Raw genomic sequence first — 20,018 nt, 5'->3', positions numbered from 1 at the left:
GGCATCAGGCGGCCGGCGGCGTGGAGGGGACACCCTCGAAGAACGGACAGCACAGGCACTTTACGAGAAGACGCACGCGCGGATGCGGCCCCGTCTGACACCCCACGGGCGGCCGGGTTGCCACGATGACATCGCACGCAGGACCTCCGCGACCCCTGCATGGAAAGGACCCCCACCATGGCCCGCCTCACCTCCCGACACACCGCCGCCCGGCTGGCAGGGGCGGTCACCGCCGCCTGGCTGGCGACGATGGGCGCCGCCCAGGCCCAGCTGCCCGCACCCGCGCCGGTGCCCGGCACCACGCTGCCGCCCGCGTCCACCGCCGGCGCGCCCACGGAGCCCACGCCGGCCAGCCAGGTGATCAGCGCCAGCTACTCCAGCACCGCCGGCGCGGACGAGGGCGACACCGGGTTCAGCGTGCTGCCCTGGACGCGGCGCGGCTACTTCGGCATCGACCTGGGCCAGTCCCGCTACTCCACCGGCTGCGGCTTCGGCGGCTACCGGTGCAAGAACCCCGACCTGGCCGGCCGCGTGCACGTGGGCGGCATGTTCAACCGCCACGTCGGCGTGGAGCTGGCCTACCTGCACATGGGTAACGCCGACCGCGCCGGCGGCACGACCTCGGCCCAGGGCCTGAACCTCAGCCTGCTGGGGCGCCTGCCCCTGGGCAACTGGCAGGCGTTCGCCAAGGTCGGCGCCACGTACGGCCGCACCAAGGTGACCGCCGATGCGCTGGCGGGGCTGCCCACCGGCGTGCGCAAGGGCTGGGGACCGGGCTGGGGGGCCGGCGTGGCCTACGAGCTGGGCCGCCACTCGGCGCTGGTGGTCGAGTACGACCGTCACGAGTTCAACTTCCAGGGCCAGGGCCGGCGGGCGGTGGAGATGACCACGCTGGGCTATCGCCACCAGTTCTGAGCCGGTCCGCTGCTGCAGGCAGGGGCCGCGAGGCGGCCCCTGGGGTCAGTTGGTCGCCGGCCGCACGACGATGTCGTTGCGCACCGACTTCACGTCCGGCACGGCCGACGCCATCGACCCGGCCTTGTCCTTCTCGGCCTGGCTGGTGGCGAAGCCCGACAGCTGCACCGTGCCGTTGAGCGTCTTCACCTGGATGCGCATCGCGCTGACCTGCGGGTCCTCGGCCATGCGGGCCTTCACGCGCGTGGTGATGGTCGTGTCGTCCACGTACTGGCCGACGCTGCTCTGGCCGCTGGTGACGGCACAGCCGGACATGGCCAGCGTGGCGCCCAGGGCGACGAAGGTGGCGGTGAGAAGGGAACGGGTGGGTGTCATGGGGAAGACTCCGTGTGGTTGGCTTGGGGCCCCCGATGGGCAAACGGCGGGCCCGGGCGGCGGCGGCGCGCCACGCCTCAGGCGGCGGCCTGGTTCGCCGCCGGCGGGTGCCCGCTGGCGTGGCGCATCGCGGCCGCAGGGACCGGCGGCCGGGCCAGGCGCGTGATGAGGTCGGCGACCCGCCCGGTGTGGCGCGCCAGGTCCAGGCGCTGCACGGCCCAGGCGCGCGCGCGCTCGCCCATGGCACGGCGCGCGGGCTCGTCGCGCAGCAGCTCGGCGGTGCGCACGGCGATCTCCTCGAAATGGCCGCGCTCGCACAGCCAGCCGGTGCGGCCCTGCTGCACGATCTCCGGCACGCCGCCGACGCGGGTGGCGACCACGGGCACGCCGCAGGCCATGGCCTCCATCAGGGCCAGCGGCATGGCCTCGGAGTGCGAGGTGGACACCACCACGTCGAGCTGGGGCAGCACCTGCTCGATCTCGCCCCGCACGCCCATGAGGTGCACGCGCCCGGCCAGGCCGAACTGCGCCACCAGTGCCCGCACGCCGCCTTCCAGCGGCCCCTCGCCGAACACGGCGGCATGCGCCGTGGGGTGGCGCGCCAGGGTGAGCATGGCGGCGCGGATGAAGGTCTCGGGGCCCTTCTCGGGCGACAGCCGGCCGACGAAACCCATCAGCGGCACGTCGTCGGCCAGGCCCAGCTCGGCCCGCAGCCCCTGGCCCGCCGCGGGGCGCGCACGGGGCACGAACACCGAGGTGTCCACGCCGTTGGGGTCGCAGCTCAGCAGGGACGGGTCCGCCCCGGCGGCCAGGGCATGGTGGTAGCTCTCCTGGCACACCACGCTCAGGTGGCTGCCCACCAGGCGGTGCATCTCCAGGTCCAGCGTGCTGAGGTGCCGGCCATGGATGGTGGACATCACCGGCACGCCGGCCAGACGGCCGGCCAGCCCGGCGAGCAGGTGGGCGTTGGGCAGGTGCGCGTGGATCAGCTCGATGCGGTGGTGGCGCGCCAGCATGGTGGCCATCTGCACCGAGGCCCACGGCGGGTCGTCCGGCATGGGCGTGACGAGAACCTCGGCGCCGAGTGCCCGCAGGCGGTCGGTGTACAGGCTCTCGTAGGGGCACAGCGCGACCACGCGGAAGCGCGCGGCAGGCAGGCGCTGGATCAGGCGCTCGACCCAGGTCTCCATGCCCCCCACGATCGCATTGCCGATGACCTGCATGACACGCACCGGCTCCGCGGCGCGGGCGGCCGCCCGCGCCGGTGAAGGGCTGGCGGCGCCCATCAGATCTTGCGGCTGGTGATGGTGCCGGCCTCGTAGTGGGCCGGGCGGCCGGCCAGTCGGCCGTTGAGCAGCACGCCGTGCTCGTCGGCCGGCAGCTGCGAGTCCTCGCCGCGCTCGGCCACGTACTCGCCGGATTCCCGCGCCACCATGCTGTCCAGGCGGCCGTCCGCAGCCTGCAGCGCCTGGCGGCGGGCCATGAACTCGTCCAGCAGGCCCTCCCAGTCGAGCTTGGCCCGCTTGAGCTGCGGGAACAGCTCGCCCTCTTCCTCCTTCACGTGGTGCAGCACGTACTCGCACAGCACGGAGAAGCGGGCGGCGAACTTCTCATCCACCGCATGGGACGCGTCCAGCTGCTCGCCCAGGTAGCGCACGATCTCGTGCTCCACCTCGGCCTCGTCCACCGCCTCGACATCCGTGACGATGGGCCGCAGCAGCGGGTAGAGCAGCTCCTCCTCGAGGGCGGCATGCACGCGCAGCTCGGCCAGGGTGCGCCGCACGATCGATTCGCACAGGTCGCCGTTGCGCTGCGCATCGAGCCGCAGGAACTCGCGGTAGGCCTGCTTGATGCGCCGGTGGTCTTCCTGGAGCAGGTCGATCACGCGGCTGCGGGCGGCGGTGGCGGCACGCGTCACGCGCGTGGTGGGAGGGCTGGCTTGCATGGTGGGCTCCGGGGTCTGCAGCCCCGTTTGGGCAAGCGGCGTGCCGTTGCGCCGGGGCGGTGGCCGGTGGCCCGGTCGGCAGCGATTGCGGCAATTCCGGTGCCAGGCGGCGCGGGGGCGCCTCCACCACTCCATGGGGGGGGCGATGCAGCCGGCACAGGCATTGCCGTGGAACGGCTCGTTGCCCGCGGCGCTTGCCGCCCGGGCCCGGAGCCGCCGCCATGCCGGCGGGCCTGCGACCCCCCAACAGGAGATGCTCAACGTGGCTGGGCTGGAACTGCGCAATGACCAACGGCAGGTGCAGACGCTGTCGCCGCGCCTGCAGCACGCCGTGCGGCTGCTGCAGATGTCGTCGCTCGACTTCGCGGCGATCGTCCGCAGCAAGCTGGGCGAGAACCCGTTCCTCGAGGACGAGGAAGGGCCGGACCCCCTCACCGCCGTGGCCGGCGTCGACGAGTCGGTGAGCGGGCCGACGGTGGACGACGGTGGAGGCGATGCCGTGTCGCTCGACCCCCAGGGCGACGACCGCGACCTGTGGCAGGCCGACCGGGCAAGCAGCCTGCGCCGTGCCGAGGACGGTGACCTCTCGGCCATGGACATGATGGCCGTGGAGACCACGCTGGCGATGCACCTGCACGGCCAGCTGAACGTGCTGCCGCTGACGCCGCGCGACCTGGTGCTGGCCCGCGGCATCGTCGAATCGCTGGACGACGACGGCTACCTGCGCACGCCGCTGGACGAGCTGGTGGGCATCATCCCCATCGACCCGGCCGCCACGCTGGACGAGCTGCAGGTGGCGCTGCGCCTGGTGCAGTCGCTCGAGCCGGCGGGCGTGGCGGCGCGCAGCGTGGCCGAGTGCCTGCAGCTGCAGCTGCAGGCCATCGACTGCCCCGAGCAGCGCGCCCTGGCCAACCGCATCGTCACCGACCACCTGCAGGCGCTGGCCGCCAAGGACGTGAACGCGCTGGCGCACAAGCTGGGCGAGGACCACGCCAAGGTGAAGGCGGCATGCGACCGCATCCGCCGCCTGGACCCCCGCCCGGGCTGGCGCTTCGGCGCCGCCAACATCGCCTACGTGATCCCCGACGTGGTGGTGCGCAAGCGCCGCAACCAGTGGTCCGTGCAGCTCAACCCGGCGGTGGTGCCGCGGGTGCGGCTGAACCGCGTGTACGCCGATCTCTTCCAGCGCCACCGCAAGGCCGCCGAGAACACCGAGATGGCGGGCCACCTGGAGGATGCACGCTGGACGCTGCGCAACGTGGAGCAGCGCTTCTCCACCATCCTGGACGTGGCCACGGCGATCGTGAAGCGCCAGCGCCACTTCCTGGACTACGGCCCCATGGCCATGAAGCCGCTGCTGCTGCGCGAGATCGCCGAGGAGTGCGGGATCCACGAATCGACCGTCTCGCGGGTGACGAACAACAAGTACATGGCCACGCCCAGCGGCGTGTTCGAGCTGAAGTACTTCTTCTCGCGCGCCATCGTCAGCGCCAATGGCAGCGCCTGCTCGGGCACGGCGATCCGCGGCCTCATCAAGGACATCATCGAGGCGGAGGACGCGGCCAACCCGCTGTCGGACGCCGACATCCGGCGCCAGCTCGTCGGCCAGGGCCTGATGGTCGCCCGGCGCACCGTCACCAAGTACCGGCAGATGCTGAAGATCGAGGCGGTGGAGCGCCGCCGCGTGCGCTGAGCGCCACCCGGTACGGCGCTTGCCCACCGTGGCGGGCATCCCCCTTCATCCCCCACTTCCGGAGTTCCACCATGGCCACTGCGCTGCCTCGCCACCTTCTCGCCAACATGAGCAACGACGCCGACATGGGCGCCTCGCCCGGCGGCTCCGCCGGCTCCCTCTCCGGGGCCGGCAGCGGCGGCGACAAGGGCAGCGGCATGGGCGGCAGCGGCATGGGCATGTCCGGCGGCATGGCCGGCGCCGGCGGCGCGGGCGCCATGGCCGGTGACCCGCGCTTCGAGCGCGTGGTGTCCGGCGCCCACGAGGCCGTGGACAGCGCCGCCGAGTCGCTGGCCCAGGCGGCCGAGCAGCTGCGCCACAAGGCCTCCCGCATGGCGGAGCTGGAGCGCGAGTACATGGAGGCCGCGCGCGGCTGCGTGCGCGACCATCCCATGGCCAGCGTGGCCGCCGCGGCGGCCATCGGCTGGCTGATCGGCCGCATGAGCCGCTGACGCCCGCTTGCCCCACAAGAAAGAGCCGCCCTCGGGCGGCTCTTTCGCTCACGGGGCGACCGATCAGCGCGTGGCGGGCAGGGCGCCCGCGTCCTCCAGCGTCAGCCGCGCCACCAGCGAGCGCAGCGTCTGCAGGTGCACGGCCTCCTGCTGCAGGCCGGTCTGCAGCCGTTCCGCCTGGGCCTTGTGCCCGGCGGCCTCGGCCAGCTCGATCAGCAGCTCCCAGCTGGCGTTGTCGATCAGCTCCGCGTCGAGCATCACGTGCAGCCCTTGCAGCAGGTTGGTCCGCGGGTCGTTCATGGCCTGCACCAGGCCGGCGCTCTCCACCCCCACCAGGTCGGCGCAGGGCGTCTGCGCGGTCGGGTCGCCGCCGAGGTCGCGCAGCACGTCGGCCACCAGCGCGAAGTGCGCGGCCTCTTCCTGGCGGAAGCGTTCCAGCGTCTGGATCTCCTCGGCGCCCAGGCCGGCGCCGTCCGCGCTGGCGCACTTGACCAGCAGCGCGTCGTACAGGCGCACGCCGCCACGCTCGAAGGCCAGGCGCTCGCCCAGCTTGTCGATCAGGACCTGCGGCCGCTTGCCGGTGACCATGTCCACGCCCGACTTCACCACGCCGGTCAGCGTGGCCGGTGGCGGCACGCTGCCCAGCGCGTCGGCGTCGCGTGCGTAGTCGAGCTTCATGGCCAGGTCGGCGCGCTCCGGTTGGCCGTCGGCACCGGGAAGAATGGGCGCCTCGTCCTCACCGTCCTGCATCTCTGCCGTCAGGATGGGTGACATCTGGGCGCCGGTGCGGTTGCGACCGATCTCCGTGTGCATGTGCATCTTCAACTCCTTTGAAGGGGTGGCGGGTCAGGCGGCGCGGGGCAGCTCGTTGAGCTCGGTGCCCGGCTGCCAGCGGTACTGCGAGGCCACCAGTTCGGTGGGCGAGCCCTCCGCGTTCAGGCGCTCGCGGTACAGCACCGAGCGCTGGGGCTCCTGGTCCTTGGGCACGAACTGCTTGCCGTCGGCGCGCAGGTCCACCTCGGCGGCCAGCACCTTGCGCACGAACTCGCGCTGCGAGGCGATCGGGATGGGATCGGGCAGCTCCTTGGGCAGGATCTCGGCCACGTCGCGCCCCTCCATGCGCTGGAAGTGCTCGATGGCCATGTGCAGGTGCGCCAGCTCGTAGTCCAGGAAGCGCGTCCACAGGGCCTTGATGCGCGGGTTGCTCTCCTGCTCGGCGCAGCCGTGGTAGTTGTAGACCTCGGCCGCCTCGTGCAGCACCCACTTCTCGAGCCAGCTCTCGTCGGGGTCGATGATGGATTCGTACTGCGTGGTGTGCTGCTCCTCGATGGATGCGATCTCGGCGTAGAGCAGCCGGGCCATCGGGTCGGAGAACAGCGGCCCGATGTTCATGTAGTAGTTGTGGGTCTGCTGCTCGGCGGCCATGATCGTCAGCGCATGCAGCTTCGACAGCGGCAGTGCGGCGGTGCGGTCGTAGGGCTCGCGCAGGTCGTCCAGCGGGTCGCGGTGCTCCACGATGGTGGGGCGGCCGGGCAGGATGTCGGTGTAGCTCTGCAGGATGTTGTTCGCGTCCTTGCCCTCCAGCCGGTCCAGCAGCGCCGAGTACCGGTACATGTGGTCGAAGTCCTCCAGCAGGCCGAAGCGGTAGACCTGTGCCAGGTAGGCGTCGGGCTCGCGCATGGCCACGCCGGCCGTCACGTCGATGGCCACCTGCTCGTAGGCGATGGTGGTTTCCAGCGGCGAGTGGTCGGCCCCGATCAGCCAGTTGATGGTGGTGGCCTGGTGGTGCTCCACGCGCCGCATCTGTGCCAGCACGGGCTGCAGCGACTTGTTCATGCGCGCACAGGCATGCGAGAAGCGCAGGGCCTCCATCTCGATGCCGTTCATGAGGATGATGCGCACGCGCGTGTACGCGTCGTCGTCGAGTTTGCTGATGGGTTTCTGGACCATGTCGCGCCAGGTGAACCGCTGCCGGTCCAGTGGCACGCCACGGTTGTCCATGATGTTCAAAGCCATAGAACGCTCCTTGCCGAGAGGCGGGGATGAGTGAAGACACGCTTTCCGCTTCAGGCAATGGGCATACCCCTGTAAGACGCTGCGGTGGCACGCCCGTTGCCGGATGGGGTGGCGTCGGCGATTCCCGCCGATGACACACACGGAGCAGACGTCATGACACAACAGAATCGCAACGAGCAAAGCGGCCAGCAGAACCAGCAGGCCGGCCAGCAGGGCCAGCAGGGCGGCAGCCAGCAAGGCCAGAACCGCCAACAGGACCAGCAGGGCCAGCAGGGCCAGAACCAGCAAGGCCAGCAGGGCCAGCAGGGCCTGAACAAGCAGCAGGACCAGTCGTCCAACCGCAACCAGGGCCAGCAGGGCCAGCAGGGCGGGCAGTCGTCCATCGGCTCGGGCTCCGGCTCCGGCTCGCAAGGCGGCCAGCAAGGCCAGCAAGGCCAGCAAGGCCAGCGTGACGAGCGCAACGAGCGCAACGAGCGCCGCTGATCGGCCGGCGTCCTCGTGACGCCCACGGGGCGGGTGAAGGGAAAGCCCTTCCCCGCCCTTTTTCACGCCCCCCAGACCCCATCCGGACGATCCCACGATGGATACCCAGACCACCCGGCGCGCCGTCGCCTTCGAGATCGACGACATCCTGCAGGAGCAGCGCCTCACCGCGCTGCATGCCGTCGTGGGCTACCCGCTCGTGGCCGCGTCGGTGAGCCGCATCGATGCCGCGTCGGACACCACCACCTCCCGGCTGTGGACCTGGTCGCCCGAGGACGGCCAGGCACGCCAGCTCACCCAGGGCCCCGGCCATGACGAGGCGCCGCGCTGGTCCCCCGACGGCCGCCGGATCGCCTTCCTGGCCGACCGCCACGGCGGCTCGGCGCAGGTGTATGTGATGCCGGCCGATGGGGGCGAAGCGCGGCAGCTCACGCACGCCGAGGGTGAGGTGGTGCAGCATGCCTGGCGCTGCGACGGCAGCGCCCTGCTGGCGCTGATCACGGTGCACGTGGACCCGGACGCCCGGCGCGACGGCACGCGCGACCTGGACCTGGGCCGCCCGGAGCGCGACGCCCAGGCGCCGGTCGTGGCCTGGCGGCTGCCCTACAAGCTCGACGGCCAGGGCTACCAGCTCGACCGCCGCGTGCACCTGTTCCGCGTGGACGCCAGCAGCGGCGAGGCGACCGCGCTGACGCGGGGGGACATCGAGGTGCGCGAGGCCTGCTGGGCGCCCGACGGCAGCCACATCGCCTATGTCGCCACGCGCGACCAGCCGGAGCGGGAGCACTGCACGGACCTGTGGCGGGTGGAGCTGGACGGGCGTGGCCGTGCCGGGCGGCGCGAGCGCCTGTCGCACGAGCTGGACAACGTGTCGCTGCCCTCGTGGTCCCCCGACGGGCGCTGGATCGCCTTCGCCGGCGCACGGCACGAGGGCGACTCGCAGCGGCGCCTGTGGATCTACGACAGCCAGGCCGACGACGTGCGGCCCCTGGGCGACGAGGACATCGAGGTGGCCACCGGGCAGTTCCAGTGGCGCCCGGACAGCTCGGCCTTCGCTTTCGTACGCGCCTGGCGCGGCATGCAGGAGGTGGCCGTCATCGAGGTGCCCTCCGGCCGGCTCACGGCCCTGCCGCAGCAGACCCGCCACGTCACCCACCTGGCGGCCACGGCCGACCACCTGCTGGTCGGCCTGGAGGGGCCGTGCGCGCCGCTGGAGCTGTGGGCCAGCGGCTGGGACGGCACGGACGCGCGCTGCCTGAGCGAGCTGAACGGATGGCGGCGCGAGCGCATGGAGCCGGAGGTGGTGGTGCGCCACTTCCAGGTGCCCGACGGCGAGGGCGGCCAGGAGGACATCGACGGCTGGCTGCTGCTGCCGCCGGGCCGCCAGGGCAGCGTGCCGCTGCTGGTGGATGTGCACGGCGGGCCGGCCAGCTACGTGATGCCGGTCTATCCCACCAAGGCCCACTGGCAGCTGATGACCTCACGCGGGTGGGCGGTGCTGGCGCTGAACACGGTGGGCTCGTCGAGCTACGGGCGGGCGTTCGCCGAGCGGCTGCGTTCGCGCTGGGGCGAGCTCGACTGCCCCCAGGTGGAGGCCGCGGTGCGCCAGCTGCAGCGCGAGGGCGTGGCCGACGAGCGCCTGGCCATCACCGGCAGCTCCTACGGGGGCTACCTCAGCGCCTATGCCATCGGCACCTGCGACCTGTTCCGCGCGGCGGTGGTGTGCGCGCCCGTGGGCAACCTGGAGACGCACTACGGCACCTCCGACAGCGGCTACTACGCGGACCCGTACTCGATGAAGGGCGAGCCGCGGCAGGACCGCGACCTGATGATCCGGCTGTCGCCCATGGGGCGCATCGAGCAGGCGGCCACGCCCACGCTGTTCCTGCAGGGCGAGCAGGACGAGCGCTGCCCCAAGTGCCAGTCGGAGGAGCTGTTCGTGAAGCTGCGCCGCGCCGGCGGCGGCGACGTGGCCACCGAGCTCGTCATCTACCCCGGCGGCAGCCACCACGTCTTCGGCCAGGGCAAGCCCTCGCACCGCGTGGACATCCTGCGGCGCCTGGTGGCGTGGCTGGAGCAGTGGGTCGACCAGCCGCTGGCGCCGCGGCGCGGTCAGGCCGGCTGACGCAGCGGCTCGCGCGACATCCAGCCCAGCACGCTGTCCGGGTCCACGGGCTTGACGGCGTGGTGGTCGAAGCCCGCCTCGCGTGTGCTCGCCTGGTCCGTGTCGCTGCTCCAGCCGGTCTGGGCGACGATCAGCATGCCGGGGCCGCGCGGCAGCGCGCGCAACCGGCGGCAGACCTCGCGCCCGTCGATGTCGGGCAGGCCGATGTCCAGCAGCACCACCTCCGGCTCGAACGACTCGGCCAGGGCGAGCGCCTCCGTGCCGTCGTAGGCCGGCCGGGCGTCGTGCCCGTAGATGCCCAGCACCATGGCCAGGCTGTCCGCGCTGTCGCGGTTGTCGTCCACCACCAGCACGCGCCGGGGTGGCGGGTTGTTGTGTCCCTCCATCATCGCTCCACAAGATGCCGCGCCACCTGCCCGCGCGGGGGCGCCCGCGGCCTGTCCAGACCAGGGCGGAAAGTACCAGAGCCCGGTTCACCCCCGGGGGCGATGCCCCCGGTGACAGGCGGGCGATTCCCGGCCACGCAGCGGGAGAACCGGGTGGCGCATGGGCGGCGTCAGCCGGCCAGCTGCGCGTGCCGCTCGGCCAGCGCCAGCTGGGCGCGCCGCTCGTGCATCTGCTCGCCCAGGGCCTCGGTGTCCAGCCGGCGCCGCACCTTGGGGAAGAGCTCGTCCTCTTCCTCGCGCGCGTGGTGCTCGATGTACTCGCCGAGCACCTTCACCTTGGCGTCGTACAGCGCCTCGTCGGGGTGCATGCCGTCGATCTGGCGGATGAGCTCGCGGGCACTCTCGTGCTCGACCACGGCCTCGTCGACCAGCTCGTTCTCGTTCATGCGCTCGCGGCAGGCCGGGTACAGCAGTTCTTCCTCGAGCTGCATGTGCAGTTCCAGCTCGCCGCCGATGCGGGCGGCCAGGCGTGCGCGCTCATCGGCTCCGGCGCCGTGCTTCACCAGCCGGTCGTAGTCCTTGAACAGCCGCAGCATGGCGCGGTGGTCGTCGGTCAGCTGGGCCACGGCGTCGGGCACGTCGGTGCGACGTCGGCGCGGGGCCTGGGCCTCGTCGGAGGCGGTGTGGTGCGTGGCGGGCGTAGGGGGCATGGGGGCTCCTTGCATGCAGGATCGACTCGCCCCGGTCAGGCAAGTTCGACACCCGGGCCCCCACGAGCCAGGGGGGTGGGGGTACGCCGGTTGCCGCGGCGGGGGCACGGCGCCGGCCGTTCGGACGGCGCGCCACCAGGAGCTCCCCATGGACGACACCCCTCGACGCGACACCGCCAACGACCCCCGCGGGCCCGGCCCCTCGGTGGACCCGAAGGCCCGGCCGGCCGTGCGCGGCAGCAGCGTGTGGCAGGGCCTGGCCACCCACCCCATCGGCGCCCTGGCGGGCGGCCTGGCGGGCGTGCTGCTCGGCATCCTCATCGGCCTGGCCATGGGGCCCGTGGGCAGCCTCTTCGGGGCGGTGGCCGGTGGCGTGGTGGGCGCGCTGCTGGGCGGCGGCATGCCGGCCGGAGTGGGCCGCCAGCCGGACGACCCGCCCTGAGCCCCGCGGCCGGGGTCTCAGGTCTCGGGGTGGCGGATGCGCTCCAGCGCGGCATGCGCCTCGAGCGCCGTGGTCAGCTCGTGGCTGAGGCGACGGATGTCCATCACCATCGCCAGCATCAACGACGGGCCGGCGTGCTGCCGGAGCATCTCTTCCAGCGCGCCGCAGCGCAGGCGCAGCGCATCGGCGAGACAGGCGGCCAGCGAGTCCTCTGGCGATCGGCCGTGGGCGGGTTGCATCGTGGGTCTCCTGCGGCCGGCGGGGCCGCGTGCTGCCTGGTTCAAGGCAAGGCGCGTACCCTTTGCAGCGCCTGGTGCAGCTCCTGCGCCACCCGCAGCCGCTGGTGCGGCCGCACATGCCGGCCCACGCACACGTGCACGCCGCCCGCGGACAGGCGAAGCAGCCCGTGGCCGCCCGACGCGGCGCCGTCGCAGCCCACGCGCACCCAGGTGGCGTCGAGCGTGACCACCTCCACCGCCTGTGCGCAGTGGCGCTCCACCCGCAGCCAGCGGCCCGCGTCGAGCGTGAGCGTCTCGCGGTCGCAGGCATGGCGCATGTAGCAGACGAGCGCGCCCGCGATGCCGGCGCTCTCGAGCACGGCGAAGACGGCCACCCAGGCCAGCCCCGCGGCCCAGGCCACGCCGGCCATCGCCAGGTGCAGCCCGCCTGCGGCGCCCACCGCGGCCAGCAGCTGGCCGGGGCGCAGGGCGCAGTTGCGCCGCAGGTCCCAGGTCTGGCTGGACAGCGCGGCAGTGGCCGGCACGGCGGGCGCCTCCTCAGCCTGCGATGCGCGTGCCGCTGCCGTCCAGGCGGGGCGGCGTCTCGAAGCTGTGGTACGGCGCGGGGGACGGCAGCTCCCACTCCAGGCCCTCCGCGCCGTCCCAGGGCTTCGACGGCGCCGGCTGGCCGCGCCGCCGGTACACCGGCAGCACGACGAACAGCAGGAAGTACACCTGCGCCAGGCCGAACACGAAGGCCGACAGCGAGATGAAGGCGTTGAAGTCGGCGAACTGCATGGCGTAGTCGGCGTAGCGCCGCGGCATGCCGGCCAGGCCGAGGAAGTGCATGGGGAAGAAGGCGGCGTTGAACGACACCAGCGACACCCAGAAGTGGACCTTGCCGCGCGCCTCGGGGTACATCACGCCCGTCCACTTGGGCGACCAGTAGTAGAAGCCGGCGAACAGCGCGAACAGCGAGCCGGCCACCAGCACGTAGTGGAAGTGCGCGATGACGTAGTAGGTGTCGTGCAGCTGGATGTCCACCGGGGCGGTGGACAGGATCACGCCGGTGAGCCCGCCGATGGTGAACACCGCGATGAAGCCCACGGCCCAGAGCATGGGCGTCTCGAAGCTCATCGAGCCGCGCCACATGGTGGCCACCCAGTTGAACACCTTCACGCCGGTGGGCACGGCCACCAGCATGGTGGCGTACATGAAGAACAGCTGCCCGGTCACCGGCATGCCGGTGGTGAACATGTGGTGCGCCCACACGATGAACGAGAGCACGCCGATCGCCGCCATGGCGTACACCATGGACGTGTAGCCGAACAGCCGCTTGCGCGCGAACGCCGGCAGCACCTGGCTCACGATGCCGAAGGCCGGCAGGATCATGATGTAGACCTCGGGGTGGCCGAAGAACCAGAACACGTGCTGGTAGAGCACCGGGTCGCCGCCGGCGGCGGCGTTGAAGAAGCCGGTGCCGAAGTGCCGGTCGGTCAGCGTCATGGTGATGGCGGCCGCCAGCACCGGCATCACCGCGATCAGCAGGTAGGCGGTGAGCAGCCAGGCCCAGCAGAACATGGGCATCTTCATCAGCGTCATGCCCGGCGCCCGCATGTTCAGGATGGTGACGATGATGTTGATCGCCCCCATGATCGAGCTGGCCCCCATGAGGTGCAGCGAGAAGATCGCCACGTCCATGCCCATGGGCATCTGCAGGGTGAGCGGCGGGTACAGCGTCCAGCCCGCCGAGGGCGCCCCGCCCGGAAGGAAGAAGCTCACCACGAGCAGGGCGCCCGCCGGGATGAGCAGCCAGAAGCTGAAGTTGTTCATGCGCGCGAAGGCCATGTCCGACGCGCCGATCTGGATGGGGATCATCCAGTTCGCGAAGCCCACGAAGGCCGGCATGATCGCGCCGAACACCATGATCACGCCGTGCATGGTGGTGAAGCTGTTGAACAGCTCGGGGTGGGTGAACTGCAGCCCCGGCTGGAACAGCTCCGCGCGGATGAACATGGCCAGCAGGCCGCCCAGCATCAGCATCGCGAAGCTGAAGGCCAGGTACATCGTGCCGATGTCCTTGTGGTTGGTGGCGTAGAGCCAGCGGCGCCAGCCGTGGGGCAGGGCGTCGTGTTCGTCCTGCCCGCCCGCGTGGGGCGGCAGCGGGCGCACGGGCGGAACGGCGGCATGGTCGGCGGGCATGGCGACTCCTCGGAGTGGCTGCCTGCCCGGCAATCGGTATGCGATGCGGCAGGCCATGCCGCTGGGGGACGGATGCGCCGACGGCGCGCGGCCGCGGGCGCAGGGGCAGGCACCACGCACAGACGCCCGCGCCAGCCGGTGCCGGCTGGAGGGCGGCACGCTGCCTGCCTGCGCCCCGGGCAGCCGGGCGCCTACGGCACCCGGCGCGCTGCCATGAACTCGCACCCCTCCCCCTCCCCCCATGGCGCCTGGCAGGCCGCAGAGGTCGGCGGCCTCGTCGACCTGTTGATGGGCGGGGCGCGGCAGATCGCGGTGGTCTTCACCGACGAGCGCGGCGCCATCACCGGCTGGAGCGAGGGCGCCTTCCACATCACCGGCTTCGAGCCGCACGAGGTGATGGGCCGCGACATCGGCCTGCTGTTCACGCCCGAGGACGTGGCCCACGAGCACCACCGCCATGAACTGAGGACGGCCGGGCTGCTCGGCGCGTCCGAGGACGAGCGCTGGCACGTGCGGCGCGATGGCTCCTGGTTCTGGGCGAGCGGCGTGGTGCTGCCGCGGCGGACGGCGGACGAGCGCGTCTGCGGCTACGTGAAGCTGTTCCGCGACGTGACCCACCTGCGCACGCGCACGACGGCGCTGCAGAACCAGGTGGAGCGGCTCGAGAAGGCGCAGCGCGACCGGCAGGTGTTCCTCGCCACCATCGCGCACGAGCTGCGCAACCCGCTGCAGCCCATGGCCGTGGCGGTGGAGATGCTCACCCACCCGTCCGAGGCGGAGCGGCATGCCCAGGCCATCCGCCTGCTGCGGCGCCAGATCGGCTTCATGGACCGGCTGATCGAGGACCTGATCGACATGGCGCGGGTGGCCGAGGGCCGGCTGCAGGTGCACCCCGCCCGCGTGGAGCTGCAGGGCCTGCTGGCCAACGCCGTGGACGGCTGCCAGGGCGCCGCGCAGGCCAAGGGGGTGCACCTGCTGGTGGTGCAGCCGTCCGTCGCCGTGGCGGTGGAACTCGACGCCGGCCGCATCCACCAGGTGGTGGTGAACCTGCTGAACAACGCCATCAAGTTCACGCCGGGCGGCGGGCAGGTAGTGCTGCTGGCCACGGCGGACTCCACGCACTGCACCATCGCCGTGCGGGACACCGGGCGCGGCATCGGCCCCGAGCTGCTGCCGCGCATCTTCGACATGTTCACCCAAGGGGAGGGGGCCGGCACGGCCCGGGGTGACGGCCTGGGCATCGGCCTGGCGCTGGTGAAGGAAATCGTGGCCCTGCACCAGGGCACGGTGGAAGTGCGCAGCGAGGGGGCGGGCAAGGGCAGCGAGTTCCGCGTGCGGCTGCCGCTGCGGCGCCCGGGGACCTGAGGCAGCGCCTCGGTCTCGCTGTTCGGGATGGCCGGCGCGCGCCGGCAGGTGCAAGGTGCGGCCCCCTGAATCCCTGGAGGCCCTTCACGTGCACTGCCGTTTCCGCACCGCTCTGGCGGTCTGCGCCTGGCTCGCCGGCGCCACCGCCGCGGCCGAGGCGCCGCCCGGCTTCACCACCTACCGCGCGTACTACGACCAGGCCGACCGGCCCGTGGGCCATGAGCCGCTCGACATGAACGAATCGGACCAGGTCGTGGGCAGCCTGTGGTCGCAGCCGTGGCCGCAGAACGCCTTCCGCTGGACGCCGCCCCATCGGTTCGAGCGGGTGGAGGGCGCCTCGGCACTCGGGACGTATGCGCACCTGCAGGCCATCAACGACCATGGCCTGGCGGTCGGCGACACCACCGTCATCGACAACGGCGTGGCGCTGTGGCGGGGCCTGGCCCTGGAGCCGGACGGCCAGCGACACGTGCTCGCCCACGAGCACCCCATGGAGCACATGGTCGCGGTGGACGTGAACAACCACGGGACGGTGCTCGGCGTGGCCCACGGCGGCCTTCACGGCAAGCGCCATGTCGTGCTGTGGGCGCCCGACGGCACGCTGGAGCGTCTGTTCGACATTCCCCATGACGTCGTGGCGATCAACGACGACGGTGACATCGCCGGCCACGTGCGGACGGGGGTGAGCTTCTTGCGCAAGGCTTCGGGCGCCTTGCTCCGCATCCCTATGACGCTGCATGCGCTCAACGACGAGCGTGTGGCCGCGGGCAGGGTGGGCACCGGGCGGCGGCGCGCGGCCATCTGGTCGGAGACCGGGGGCCTGGAGCGGCTGCCCGTGCCGCGCCTGGCCACCGAATGCGAGGCCCGCGACGTCAACCGGCACCTCCAGGTGGTCGGCTTCTGCCACGAGATGCGCAGCGGCCGCGTGCCCGTCTCCCGCCCGGTGATCTGGCAGAAGATCGACGGCCAGTGGCAGGGCGCCAGCCTCGCGGCCCTGCTCGAACAGGGCCACATCAGCCTGGCAGGCAGCAGCCACGCGCTGCGCATCACCGATGCCGGGCACATCCTCGTGTACGCGTCGCCGACCCCTCCGCCGTCGTACAAGCGGGCCATGGTCCTGGTGCCGGTGCGACGCTGAGCGGGCCGCCGTCGGGTGCGACGGGTACAGCCCTTGCCGGATGGGCCGCAGACGCGACACGGCGAGGACCACGATGCCATCCATCCACGACGACAGCGGCCACGGCGGCGCCCGCTGGGGCCGGCCCGACCAGGGCTACGGCGGCGGCCAGTTCGGCGGACGCGCCGGTGCCGGCCCGCGGCCGGACCCCGACGCGCCCGGCCACCCGGCCAGCGGCCACGCCTACGGGGGCCAGGGCTTCGGCGGCACCAGCGGCTACGGCGGTGATTGGGAAGGCCGCTATGGCCGCGGCGCCCACCCCGACCACACGCCCGAGCGCGGCGGCGGCCCCACCGTGAAGGACATGGACGAGGGCCGCCACGCCGACCCCAACCGCGCGCTGCGGGGCGAGGGCGCGCAGCAGTCGCCCGAGGAGCACTGGGACCCGGATTACCGGCGGTGTCGCGAAGAGCATGCGCGCCAGCTGGACGCCGACTACCGCGCCTGGCGAGCCCTGCAGAGCCCCGGCCCGGGAGACGGCGCCCGCGGCGACGAGCGCCGAGGGGCGCAGCGCGACGGCAGCTTCGCCGACGAGTTCACCCGCTGGCGCGAAAGCCGCCAGCGTGGTGGTTGACCCGACCCGGGAGCACGCACCATGGCACGCTATGGCGAGAAAGCCCACGAGAAGGTGGGCGAGGCCCTGCACGAGATGAAGCAGGGCAAGCTCAAGTCCGGCAGCGGCAAGAAGGTGACGAGCCGCAAGCAGGCGGTGGCGATCGGCCTGTCGGAAGCGCGCAAGTCCGGCGGCAAGGTGCCCAAGTCGCCCGCCGGCGACACGCACTGACGGCCATGGGGACCACCCGTGCGGGGTGCCGCTGGCTGGCGGCCATGGCGGCCGCGATGGCGGCGGCCTGCAGCACCGCGGCCGGCCCCGGAGGCGGCGCTGCCGCGCCGGTGTCCGCCGGGGCCGAGCCGGGCATCGGGCCGCAGCCGGCCTTGCCCGCGCCGCAGCGCCAGCTGGTGCCCACGGTGAACATCGCGCCGGCCCGGCCCTGGCCGACGGGGCGCCAACCGGTGGCCGCGCAGGGCCTGGCCGTGCAGGCCTTCGCCACGGGGCTCGACCACCCGCGCTGGCTGCACGTGCTGCCCAATGGCGACGTGCTGGTGGCCGAGTCCAATGCGCCGGCGCGGCCCGAGGACGACGAGGGGCTCAAGGGCAAGGCCATGAAGTGGGTGATGAAGCGCGCCGGCGCCGGTGTGCCCAGCGCGGACCGCATCACCCTGCTGCGCGACACCAACGGCGACGGGGTGGCGGACGTGCGCAGCGTGCTGCTGCAGGGGCTGCGCTCGCCCTTCGGCATGGCGCTGGTGGGCGAGCGCCTGTACGTGGCCAACACCGACGCGGTGGTGTGGGTGCCGTACCGGGCGGGCGACACGCGCATCACCACGCCACCGCAGACGCTGGCGCCGCTGCCCGCGGGGCCGCGCAACCACCACTGGACGAAGTCGCTCATCGCGAGCCCGGACGGCAGGCAGCTCTACGCCACGGTCGGCTCCAACAGCAACGTGGCCGAGCACGGGATGGCCGAAGAGGAGGGCCGCGCGGCCGTCTGGCAGATCGACCGGGAGACCGGCCGGGCGCGTGTGTTCGCCAGCGGGCTGCGCAACCCCAACGGCATGGGCTGGGGCCCCGATGGCGCGCTGTGGACGGTGGTCAACGAACGCGACGAGCTCGGCGACCACCTCGTTCCCGACTACCTGACACGCGTGAAGGACGGCGGCTTCTATGGCTGGCCCTGGAGCTACTTCGGCACGCACGTGGACGAGCGTGTGCAGCCGCCCCGGCCCGACCAGGTGGCCCGGGCACTGAAGCCGGACTACGCGCTCGGCTCCCACGTGGCACCGCTGGGACTGGCGTTCTCCCGGCCCGAGGTGCTGGGCGGGCGCTACCCCGCCGGGGCGTTCGTGGGCCTGCACGGGTCATGGAACCGCTCGGTGCTGGCGGGTTACAAGGTCGTGTTCGTGCCCTTCGACGGCCCGCTGCCGGCGGCTGGCGCGCAGCCGCAGGACGTGCTGAGCGGGTTCCTGAGCCCGGAGGGCGACGCCTGGGGCCGCCCGGTGGGCGTGGCGGTGGACGGGCGCGGCGGGCTGCTGGTGGCCGACGACGTGGGCAACGCGGTGTGGCGGGTGGCGCCGCCGGCCGCCGCGCGCTGAGCGCCGCCCGGGCCGCCATGCGCTGCCCGGGGGCGCGCCACGCGGCAGCTTGTCTGCAAGCCTTACCGAAGACGCGCAAAGTCCACCGGGGGCAGCCACCGCGCACCCTCGGGTTTAACCCGCGTCGGCAGGCCGCGTGCCCAGGGGAAGACGGGGGCGCCGCACCGGCCCGGTGCGCGTGGCACGGAAGCTGCTGAAACGCCCCCCACGGCCGGGTGGACCGGTCGCGCTGTACAGATGCCTTGGAGGGCCGTGATGAGCACCATCGAACTGCCGGCGACGCAGGAGCCGACGCAGGAACTTCACGTGTTGCTGACGGCCCTGGTCGGCTTGCGCAACGGGGATGCGGACGTGCGCTTGCCCCACCACTGGACCGGCGTGGCCGGCCGGGTGGCGGACATCTTCAACGACGTGGTGGCGCAGAACGCCAGCCTCGCCAAGGAGCTGTCGCGCCTGCGCCAGGTGGTCGGCCGCCAGGGGCAGCTCAAGCAGCGCGCCGCCCTGCGTGACGCCCGGGGCTTCTGGGCCGATTCGCTGGAATGCGTGAACTCGCTCATTGACGACCTGGTGCACCCCACTTCCGAGGTGGCCCGCGTGATCGGCGCGGTGGCCCAGGGCGACCTGAGCAAGAGCATGGCGCTGGAGGTGGACGGCCGGCCGCTGGAGGGCGAGTTCCTGCACACCGCGCAGACCATCAACAAGATGGTGGACCAGCTCGGGAACTTTTCGGCCGAGGTGACGCGCGTGGCGCGCGAGGTGGGCACCGAGGGCAAGCTGGGTGGCCAGGCCACGGTGAAGGGCGTGGCCGGCACCTGGAAGGACCTGACCGACTCGGTCAACTCGATGGCGGGCAACCTCACGGCCCAGGTGCGCAACATCGCGGACGTGACCACTGCCGTGGCCAAGGGCGACCTCTCCAAGAAGATCGAGGTGGACGTCAAGGGCGAGTTCCTGACGCTCAAGAACACCATCAACACCATGGTGGACCAGCTGCGCAGCTTCGCCTCCGAGGTGACGCGTGTGGCGCGTGAGGTGGGCACCGAAGGCTCGCTGGGCGGCCAGGCGCGCGTGGAGGGCGTCTCGGGCACCTGGAAGGACCTGACCGATTCGGTGAACTCGATGGCGTCCAACCTGACCAGCCAGGTGCGCAACATCGCCGACGTGACCAAGGCGGTGGCCACCGGGGACCTGTCCAAGAAGATCACGGTGGACGTGAAGGGCGAGATCCTGGAGCTGAAGAACACCATCAACACCATGGTGGACCAGCTGCGCTCCTTCGCGGCCGAGGTGACGCGTGTGGCGCGCGAGGTGGGCACCGAGG

At 72.4% G+C, this 20,018-nt stretch carries 22 protein-coding genes; 12 read left to right on the top strand and 10 right to left on the bottom strand.

Annotated features, from left to right (window positions below; genetic code table 11):
- The first annotated feature begins 177 nt into the window (after positions 1 to 177).
- Entirely contained in the window at positions 178 to 915 is a 738-nt protein-coding gene (locus ACE3UN_RS00110; RefSeq protein WP_374672864.1) for an outer membrane beta-barrel protein, read from the top strand.
- 45 nt (positions 916 to 960) lie between these two features.
- On the opposite strand, the gene ACE3UN_RS00105 is transcribed toward ACE3UN_RS00110, so the two are convergent.
- The 3 genes from ACE3UN_RS00105 to ACE3UN_RS00095 form a co-directional block, all read right to left on the bottom strand.
- Positions 961 to 1,290, bottom strand: coding sequence for a BON domain-containing protein (locus ACE3UN_RS00105; protein WP_374672863.1), 330 nt, complete (start codon positions 1,288 to 1,290; stop codon positions 961 to 963).
- A gap of 77 nt (positions 1,291 to 1,367) precedes the next feature.
- On the bottom strand, positions 1,368 to 2,576 hold the full coding sequence (locus ACE3UN_RS00100) for a glycosyltransferase (protein ID WP_374672862.1): 1,209 nt from the start codon (positions 2,574 to 2,576) through the stop codon (positions 1,368 to 1,370).
- Complete coding sequence (locus tag ACE3UN_RS00095; RefSeq protein WP_374672861.1) at positions 2,576 to 3,235, bottom strand: hemerythrin domain-containing protein; 660 nt, start codon at positions 3,233 to 3,235, stop codon at positions 2,576 to 2,578. Before ACE3UN_RS00095 ends, ACE3UN_RS00100 begins: the two co-directional genes overlap by 1 nt.
- Before the next feature lie 262 nt (positions 3,236 to 3,497).
- On the opposite strand from ACE3UN_RS00095, the gene rpoN reads away from it, so the two are divergent.
- Positions 3,498 to 4,928, top strand: coding sequence for an RNA polymerase factor sigma-54 (gene rpoN, locus ACE3UN_RS00090; protein ID WP_374673180.1), 1,431 nt, complete (start codon positions 3,498 to 3,500; stop codon positions 4,926 to 4,928).
- A gap of 71 nt (positions 4,929 to 4,999) precedes the next feature.
- Entirely contained in the window at positions 5,000 to 5,419 is a 420-nt protein-coding gene (locus ACE3UN_RS00085; protein WP_374672860.1) for a hypothetical protein, read from the top strand.
- Between the two features lie 63 nt (positions 5,420 to 5,482).
- Here the strand turns inward: ACE3UN_RS00085 and ACE3UN_RS00080 are convergent, their stop codons facing one another.
- The gene (locus tag ACE3UN_RS00080) at positions 5,483 to 6,238 is read right to left on the bottom strand and encodes a ferritin Dps family protein (RefSeq protein ID WP_374672859.1); all 756 of its coding nucleotides are present in this window, start codon (positions 6,236 to 6,238) and stop codon (positions 5,483 to 5,485) included.
- 27 nt (positions 6,239 to 6,265) lie between these two features.
- Complete coding sequence (locus tag ACE3UN_RS00075) at positions 6,266 to 7,435, bottom strand: hypothetical protein (protein WP_374672858.1); 1,170 nt, start codon at positions 7,433 to 7,435, stop codon at positions 6,266 to 6,268.
- Between the two features lie 153 nt (positions 7,436 to 7,588).
- On the opposite strand from ACE3UN_RS00075, the gene ACE3UN_RS00070 reads away from it, so the two are divergent.
- Both ACE3UN_RS00070 and ACE3UN_RS00065 read left to right on the top strand, forming a co-directional pair.
- Positions 7,589 to 7,918 (top strand): hypothetical protein, encoded by a 330-nt coding sequence (locus tag ACE3UN_RS00070; RefSeq protein ID WP_374672857.1) that lies wholly within the window; start codon positions 7,589 to 7,591, stop codon positions 7,916 to 7,918.
- A 97-nt stretch (positions 7,919 to 8,015) separates the two neighbouring features.
- Positions 8,016 to 10,043 (top strand): prolyl oligopeptidase family serine peptidase, encoded by a 2,028-nt coding sequence (locus tag ACE3UN_RS00065; protein ID WP_374672856.1) that lies wholly within the window; start codon positions 8,016 to 8,018, stop codon positions 10,041 to 10,043.
- On the opposite strand, the gene ACE3UN_RS00060 is transcribed toward ACE3UN_RS00065, so the two are convergent.
- Together ACE3UN_RS00060 and ACE3UN_RS00055 are read right to left on the bottom strand one after the other, a co-directional pair.
- Positions 10,031 to 10,429, bottom strand: coding sequence for a response regulator (locus tag ACE3UN_RS00060; RefSeq protein ID WP_374672855.1), 399 nt, complete (start codon positions 10,427 to 10,429; stop codon positions 10,031 to 10,033). The two genes, ACE3UN_RS00065 and ACE3UN_RS00060, sit on opposite strands and share 13 nt — an antisense overlap.
- A 170-nt stretch (positions 10,430 to 10,599) precedes the next feature.
- Positions 10,600 to 11,139 carry a hemerythrin domain-containing protein gene (locus tag ACE3UN_RS00055; protein ID WP_374672854.1) on the bottom strand — a complete coding sequence of 180 codons (540 nt, stop codon included), beginning with the start codon at positions 11,137 to 11,139 and terminating at the stop codon, positions 10,600 to 10,602.
- Positions 11,140 to 11,287: 148 nt separating this feature from the next.
- On the opposite strand from ACE3UN_RS00055, the gene ACE3UN_RS00050 reads away from it, so the two are divergent.
- Positions 11,288 to 11,581 (top strand): hypothetical protein, encoded by a 294-nt coding sequence (locus ACE3UN_RS00050; protein ID WP_374672853.1) that lies wholly within the window; start codon positions 11,288 to 11,290, stop codon positions 11,579 to 11,581.
- A gap of 17 nt (positions 11,582 to 11,598) precedes the next feature.
- Here ACE3UN_RS00050 and ACE3UN_RS00045 read toward each other — a convergent pair whose 3' ends face one another.
- From ACE3UN_RS00045 to ctaD, 3 genes are read right to left on the bottom strand one after another with little or no spacing between them, the layout of a single operon-like run.
- The gene (locus tag ACE3UN_RS00045; RefSeq protein ID WP_374672852.1) at positions 11,599 to 11,820 is read right to left on the bottom strand and encodes a hypothetical protein; all 222 of its coding nucleotides are present in this window, start codon (positions 11,818 to 11,820) and stop codon (positions 11,599 to 11,601) included.
- 41 nt (positions 11,821 to 11,861) lie between these two features.
- Entirely contained in the window at positions 11,862 to 12,344 is a 483-nt protein-coding gene (locus ACE3UN_RS00040) for a DUF2244 domain-containing protein (RefSeq protein WP_374672851.1), read from the bottom strand.
- 13 nt (positions 12,345 to 12,357) lie between these two features.
- Positions 12,358 to 14,001, bottom strand: a complete 1,644-nt coding sequence (gene ctaD / locus ACE3UN_RS00035) for a cytochrome c oxidase subunit I (protein ID WP_374672850.1) — start codon at positions 13,999 to 14,001, stop codon at positions 12,358 to 12,360.
- A gap of 213 nt (positions 14,002 to 14,214) precedes the next feature.
- Between ctaD and ACE3UN_RS00030 the strand changes: the two genes are divergently transcribed.
- From ACE3UN_RS00030 to ACE3UN_RS00005, 6 genes are all read left to right on the top strand, one after another.
- Positions 14,215 to 15,366: an ATP-binding protein gene (locus tag ACE3UN_RS00030; RefSeq protein WP_374672849.1), complete on the top strand. Its 1,152-nt coding sequence runs from the start codon at positions 14,215 to 14,217 to the stop codon at positions 15,364 to 15,366.
- A gap of 88 nt (positions 15,367 to 15,454) precedes the next feature.
- On the top strand, positions 15,455 to 16,504 hold the full coding sequence (locus ACE3UN_RS00025) for a hypothetical protein (protein ID WP_374672848.1): 1,050 nt from the start codon (positions 15,455 to 15,457) through the stop codon (positions 16,502 to 16,504).
- Between the two features lie 73 nt (positions 16,505 to 16,577).
- Positions 16,578 to 17,117 (top strand): hypothetical protein, encoded by a 540-nt coding sequence (locus ACE3UN_RS00020; RefSeq protein ID WP_374672847.1) that lies wholly within the window; start codon positions 16,578 to 16,580, stop codon positions 17,115 to 17,117.
- 21 nt (positions 17,118 to 17,138) lie between these two features.
- Positions 17,139 to 17,327: a DUF6496 domain-containing protein gene (locus tag ACE3UN_RS00015; protein WP_374672846.1), complete on the top strand. Its 189-nt coding sequence runs from the start codon at positions 17,139 to 17,141 to the stop codon at positions 17,325 to 17,327.
- Positions 17,328 to 17,332: 5 nt separating this feature from the next.
- Positions 17,333 to 18,697 carry a sorbosone dehydrogenase family protein gene (locus ACE3UN_RS00010; RefSeq protein ID WP_374672845.1) on the top strand — a complete coding sequence of 455 codons (1,365 nt, stop codon included), beginning with the start codon at positions 17,333 to 17,335 and terminating at the stop codon, positions 18,695 to 18,697.
- 255 nt (positions 18,698 to 18,952) lie between these two features.
- Positions 18,953 to 20,018: HAMP domain-containing protein (locus tag ACE3UN_RS00005; protein ID WP_374672844.1), on the top strand; the 1,066-nt coding region annotated here is incomplete at its 3' end.

This window comes from Ideonella sp., from assembly GCF_041918995.1.
In the GTDB taxonomy this organism is placed as follows: Bacteria; Pseudomonadota; Gammaproteobacteria; order Burkholderiales; family Burkholderiaceae_C; genus Ideonella.
Note: the sequence above shows the minus strand (reverse complement) of the source record. Positions and strands in the feature narration are given on the sequence as shown.

Bases quoted from the DNA above. Each gene is read 5' to 3' on its own strand.
- ACE3UN_RS00105 (WP_374672863.1), bottom strand. From the start codon at position 1,290: ATGACACCCACCCGTTCCCTTCTCACCGCCACCTTCGTCGCCCTGGGC.
- ACE3UN_RS00085 (WP_374672860.1), top strand. From the start codon at position 5,000: ATGGCCACTGCGCTGCCTCGCCACCTTCTCGCCAACATGAGCAACGAC.
- ACE3UN_RS00095 (WP_374672861.1), bottom strand. From the start codon at position 3,235: ATGCAAGCCAGCCCTCCCACCACGCGCGTGACGCGTGCCGCCACCGCC.
- ACE3UN_RS00045 (WP_374672852.1), bottom strand. From the start codon at position 11,820: ATGCAACCCGCCCACGGCCGATCGCCAGAGGACTCGCTGGCCGCCTGT.
- ACE3UN_RS00020 (WP_374672847.1), top strand. From the start codon at position 16,578: ATGCCATCCATCCACGACGACAGCGGCCACGGCGGCGCCCGCTGGGGC.
- ACE3UN_RS00050 (WP_374672853.1), top strand. From the start codon at position 11,288: ATGGACGACACCCCTCGACGCGACACCGCCAACGACCCCCGCGGGCCC.
- ACE3UN_RS00070 (WP_374672857.1), top strand. From the start codon at position 7,589: ATGACACAACAGAATCGCAACGAGCAAAGCGGCCAGCAGAACCAGCAG.
- ACE3UN_RS00110 (WP_374672864.1), top strand. From the start codon at position 178: ATGGCCCGCCTCACCTCCCGACACACCGCCGCCCGGCTGGCAGGGGCG.
- ACE3UN_RS00080 (WP_374672859.1), bottom strand. From the start codon at position 6,238: ATGCACATGCACACGGAGATCGGTCGCAACCGCACCGGCGCCCAGATG.
- ACE3UN_RS00010 (WP_374672845.1), top strand. From the start codon at position 17,333: ATGGGGACCACCCGTGCGGGGTGCCGCTGGCTGGCGGCCATGGCGGCC.
- ACE3UN_RS00065 (WP_374672856.1), top strand. From the start codon at position 8,016: ATGGATACCCAGACCACCCGGCGCGCCGTCGCCTTCGAGATCGACGAC.
- ACE3UN_RS00030 (WP_374672849.1), top strand. From the start codon at position 14,215: ATGAACTCGCACCCCTCCCCCTCCCCCCATGGCGCCTGGCAGGCCGCA.
- ACE3UN_RS00100 (WP_374672862.1), bottom strand. From the start codon at position 2,576: ATGGGCGCCGCCAGCCCTTCACCGGCGCGGGCGGCCGCCCGCGCCGCG.
- ACE3UN_RS00015 (WP_374672846.1), top strand. From the start codon at position 17,139: ATGGCACGCTATGGCGAGAAAGCCCACGAGAAGGTGGGCGAGGCCCTG.
- ACE3UN_RS00055 (WP_374672854.1), bottom strand. From the start codon at position 11,139: ATGCCCCCTACGCCCGCCACGCACCACACCGCCTCCGACGAGGCCCAG.
- ACE3UN_RS00075 (WP_374672858.1), bottom strand. From the start codon at position 7,435: ATGGCTTTGAACATCATGGACAACCGTGGCGTGCCACTGGACCGGCAG.
- ACE3UN_RS00060 (WP_374672855.1), bottom strand. From the start codon at position 10,429: ATGGAGGGACACAACAACCCGCCACCCCGGCGCGTGCTGGTGGTGGAC.
- ctaD (WP_374672850.1), bottom strand. From the start codon at position 14,001: ATGCCCGCCGACCATGCCGCCGTTCCGCCCGTGCGCCCGCTGCCGCCC.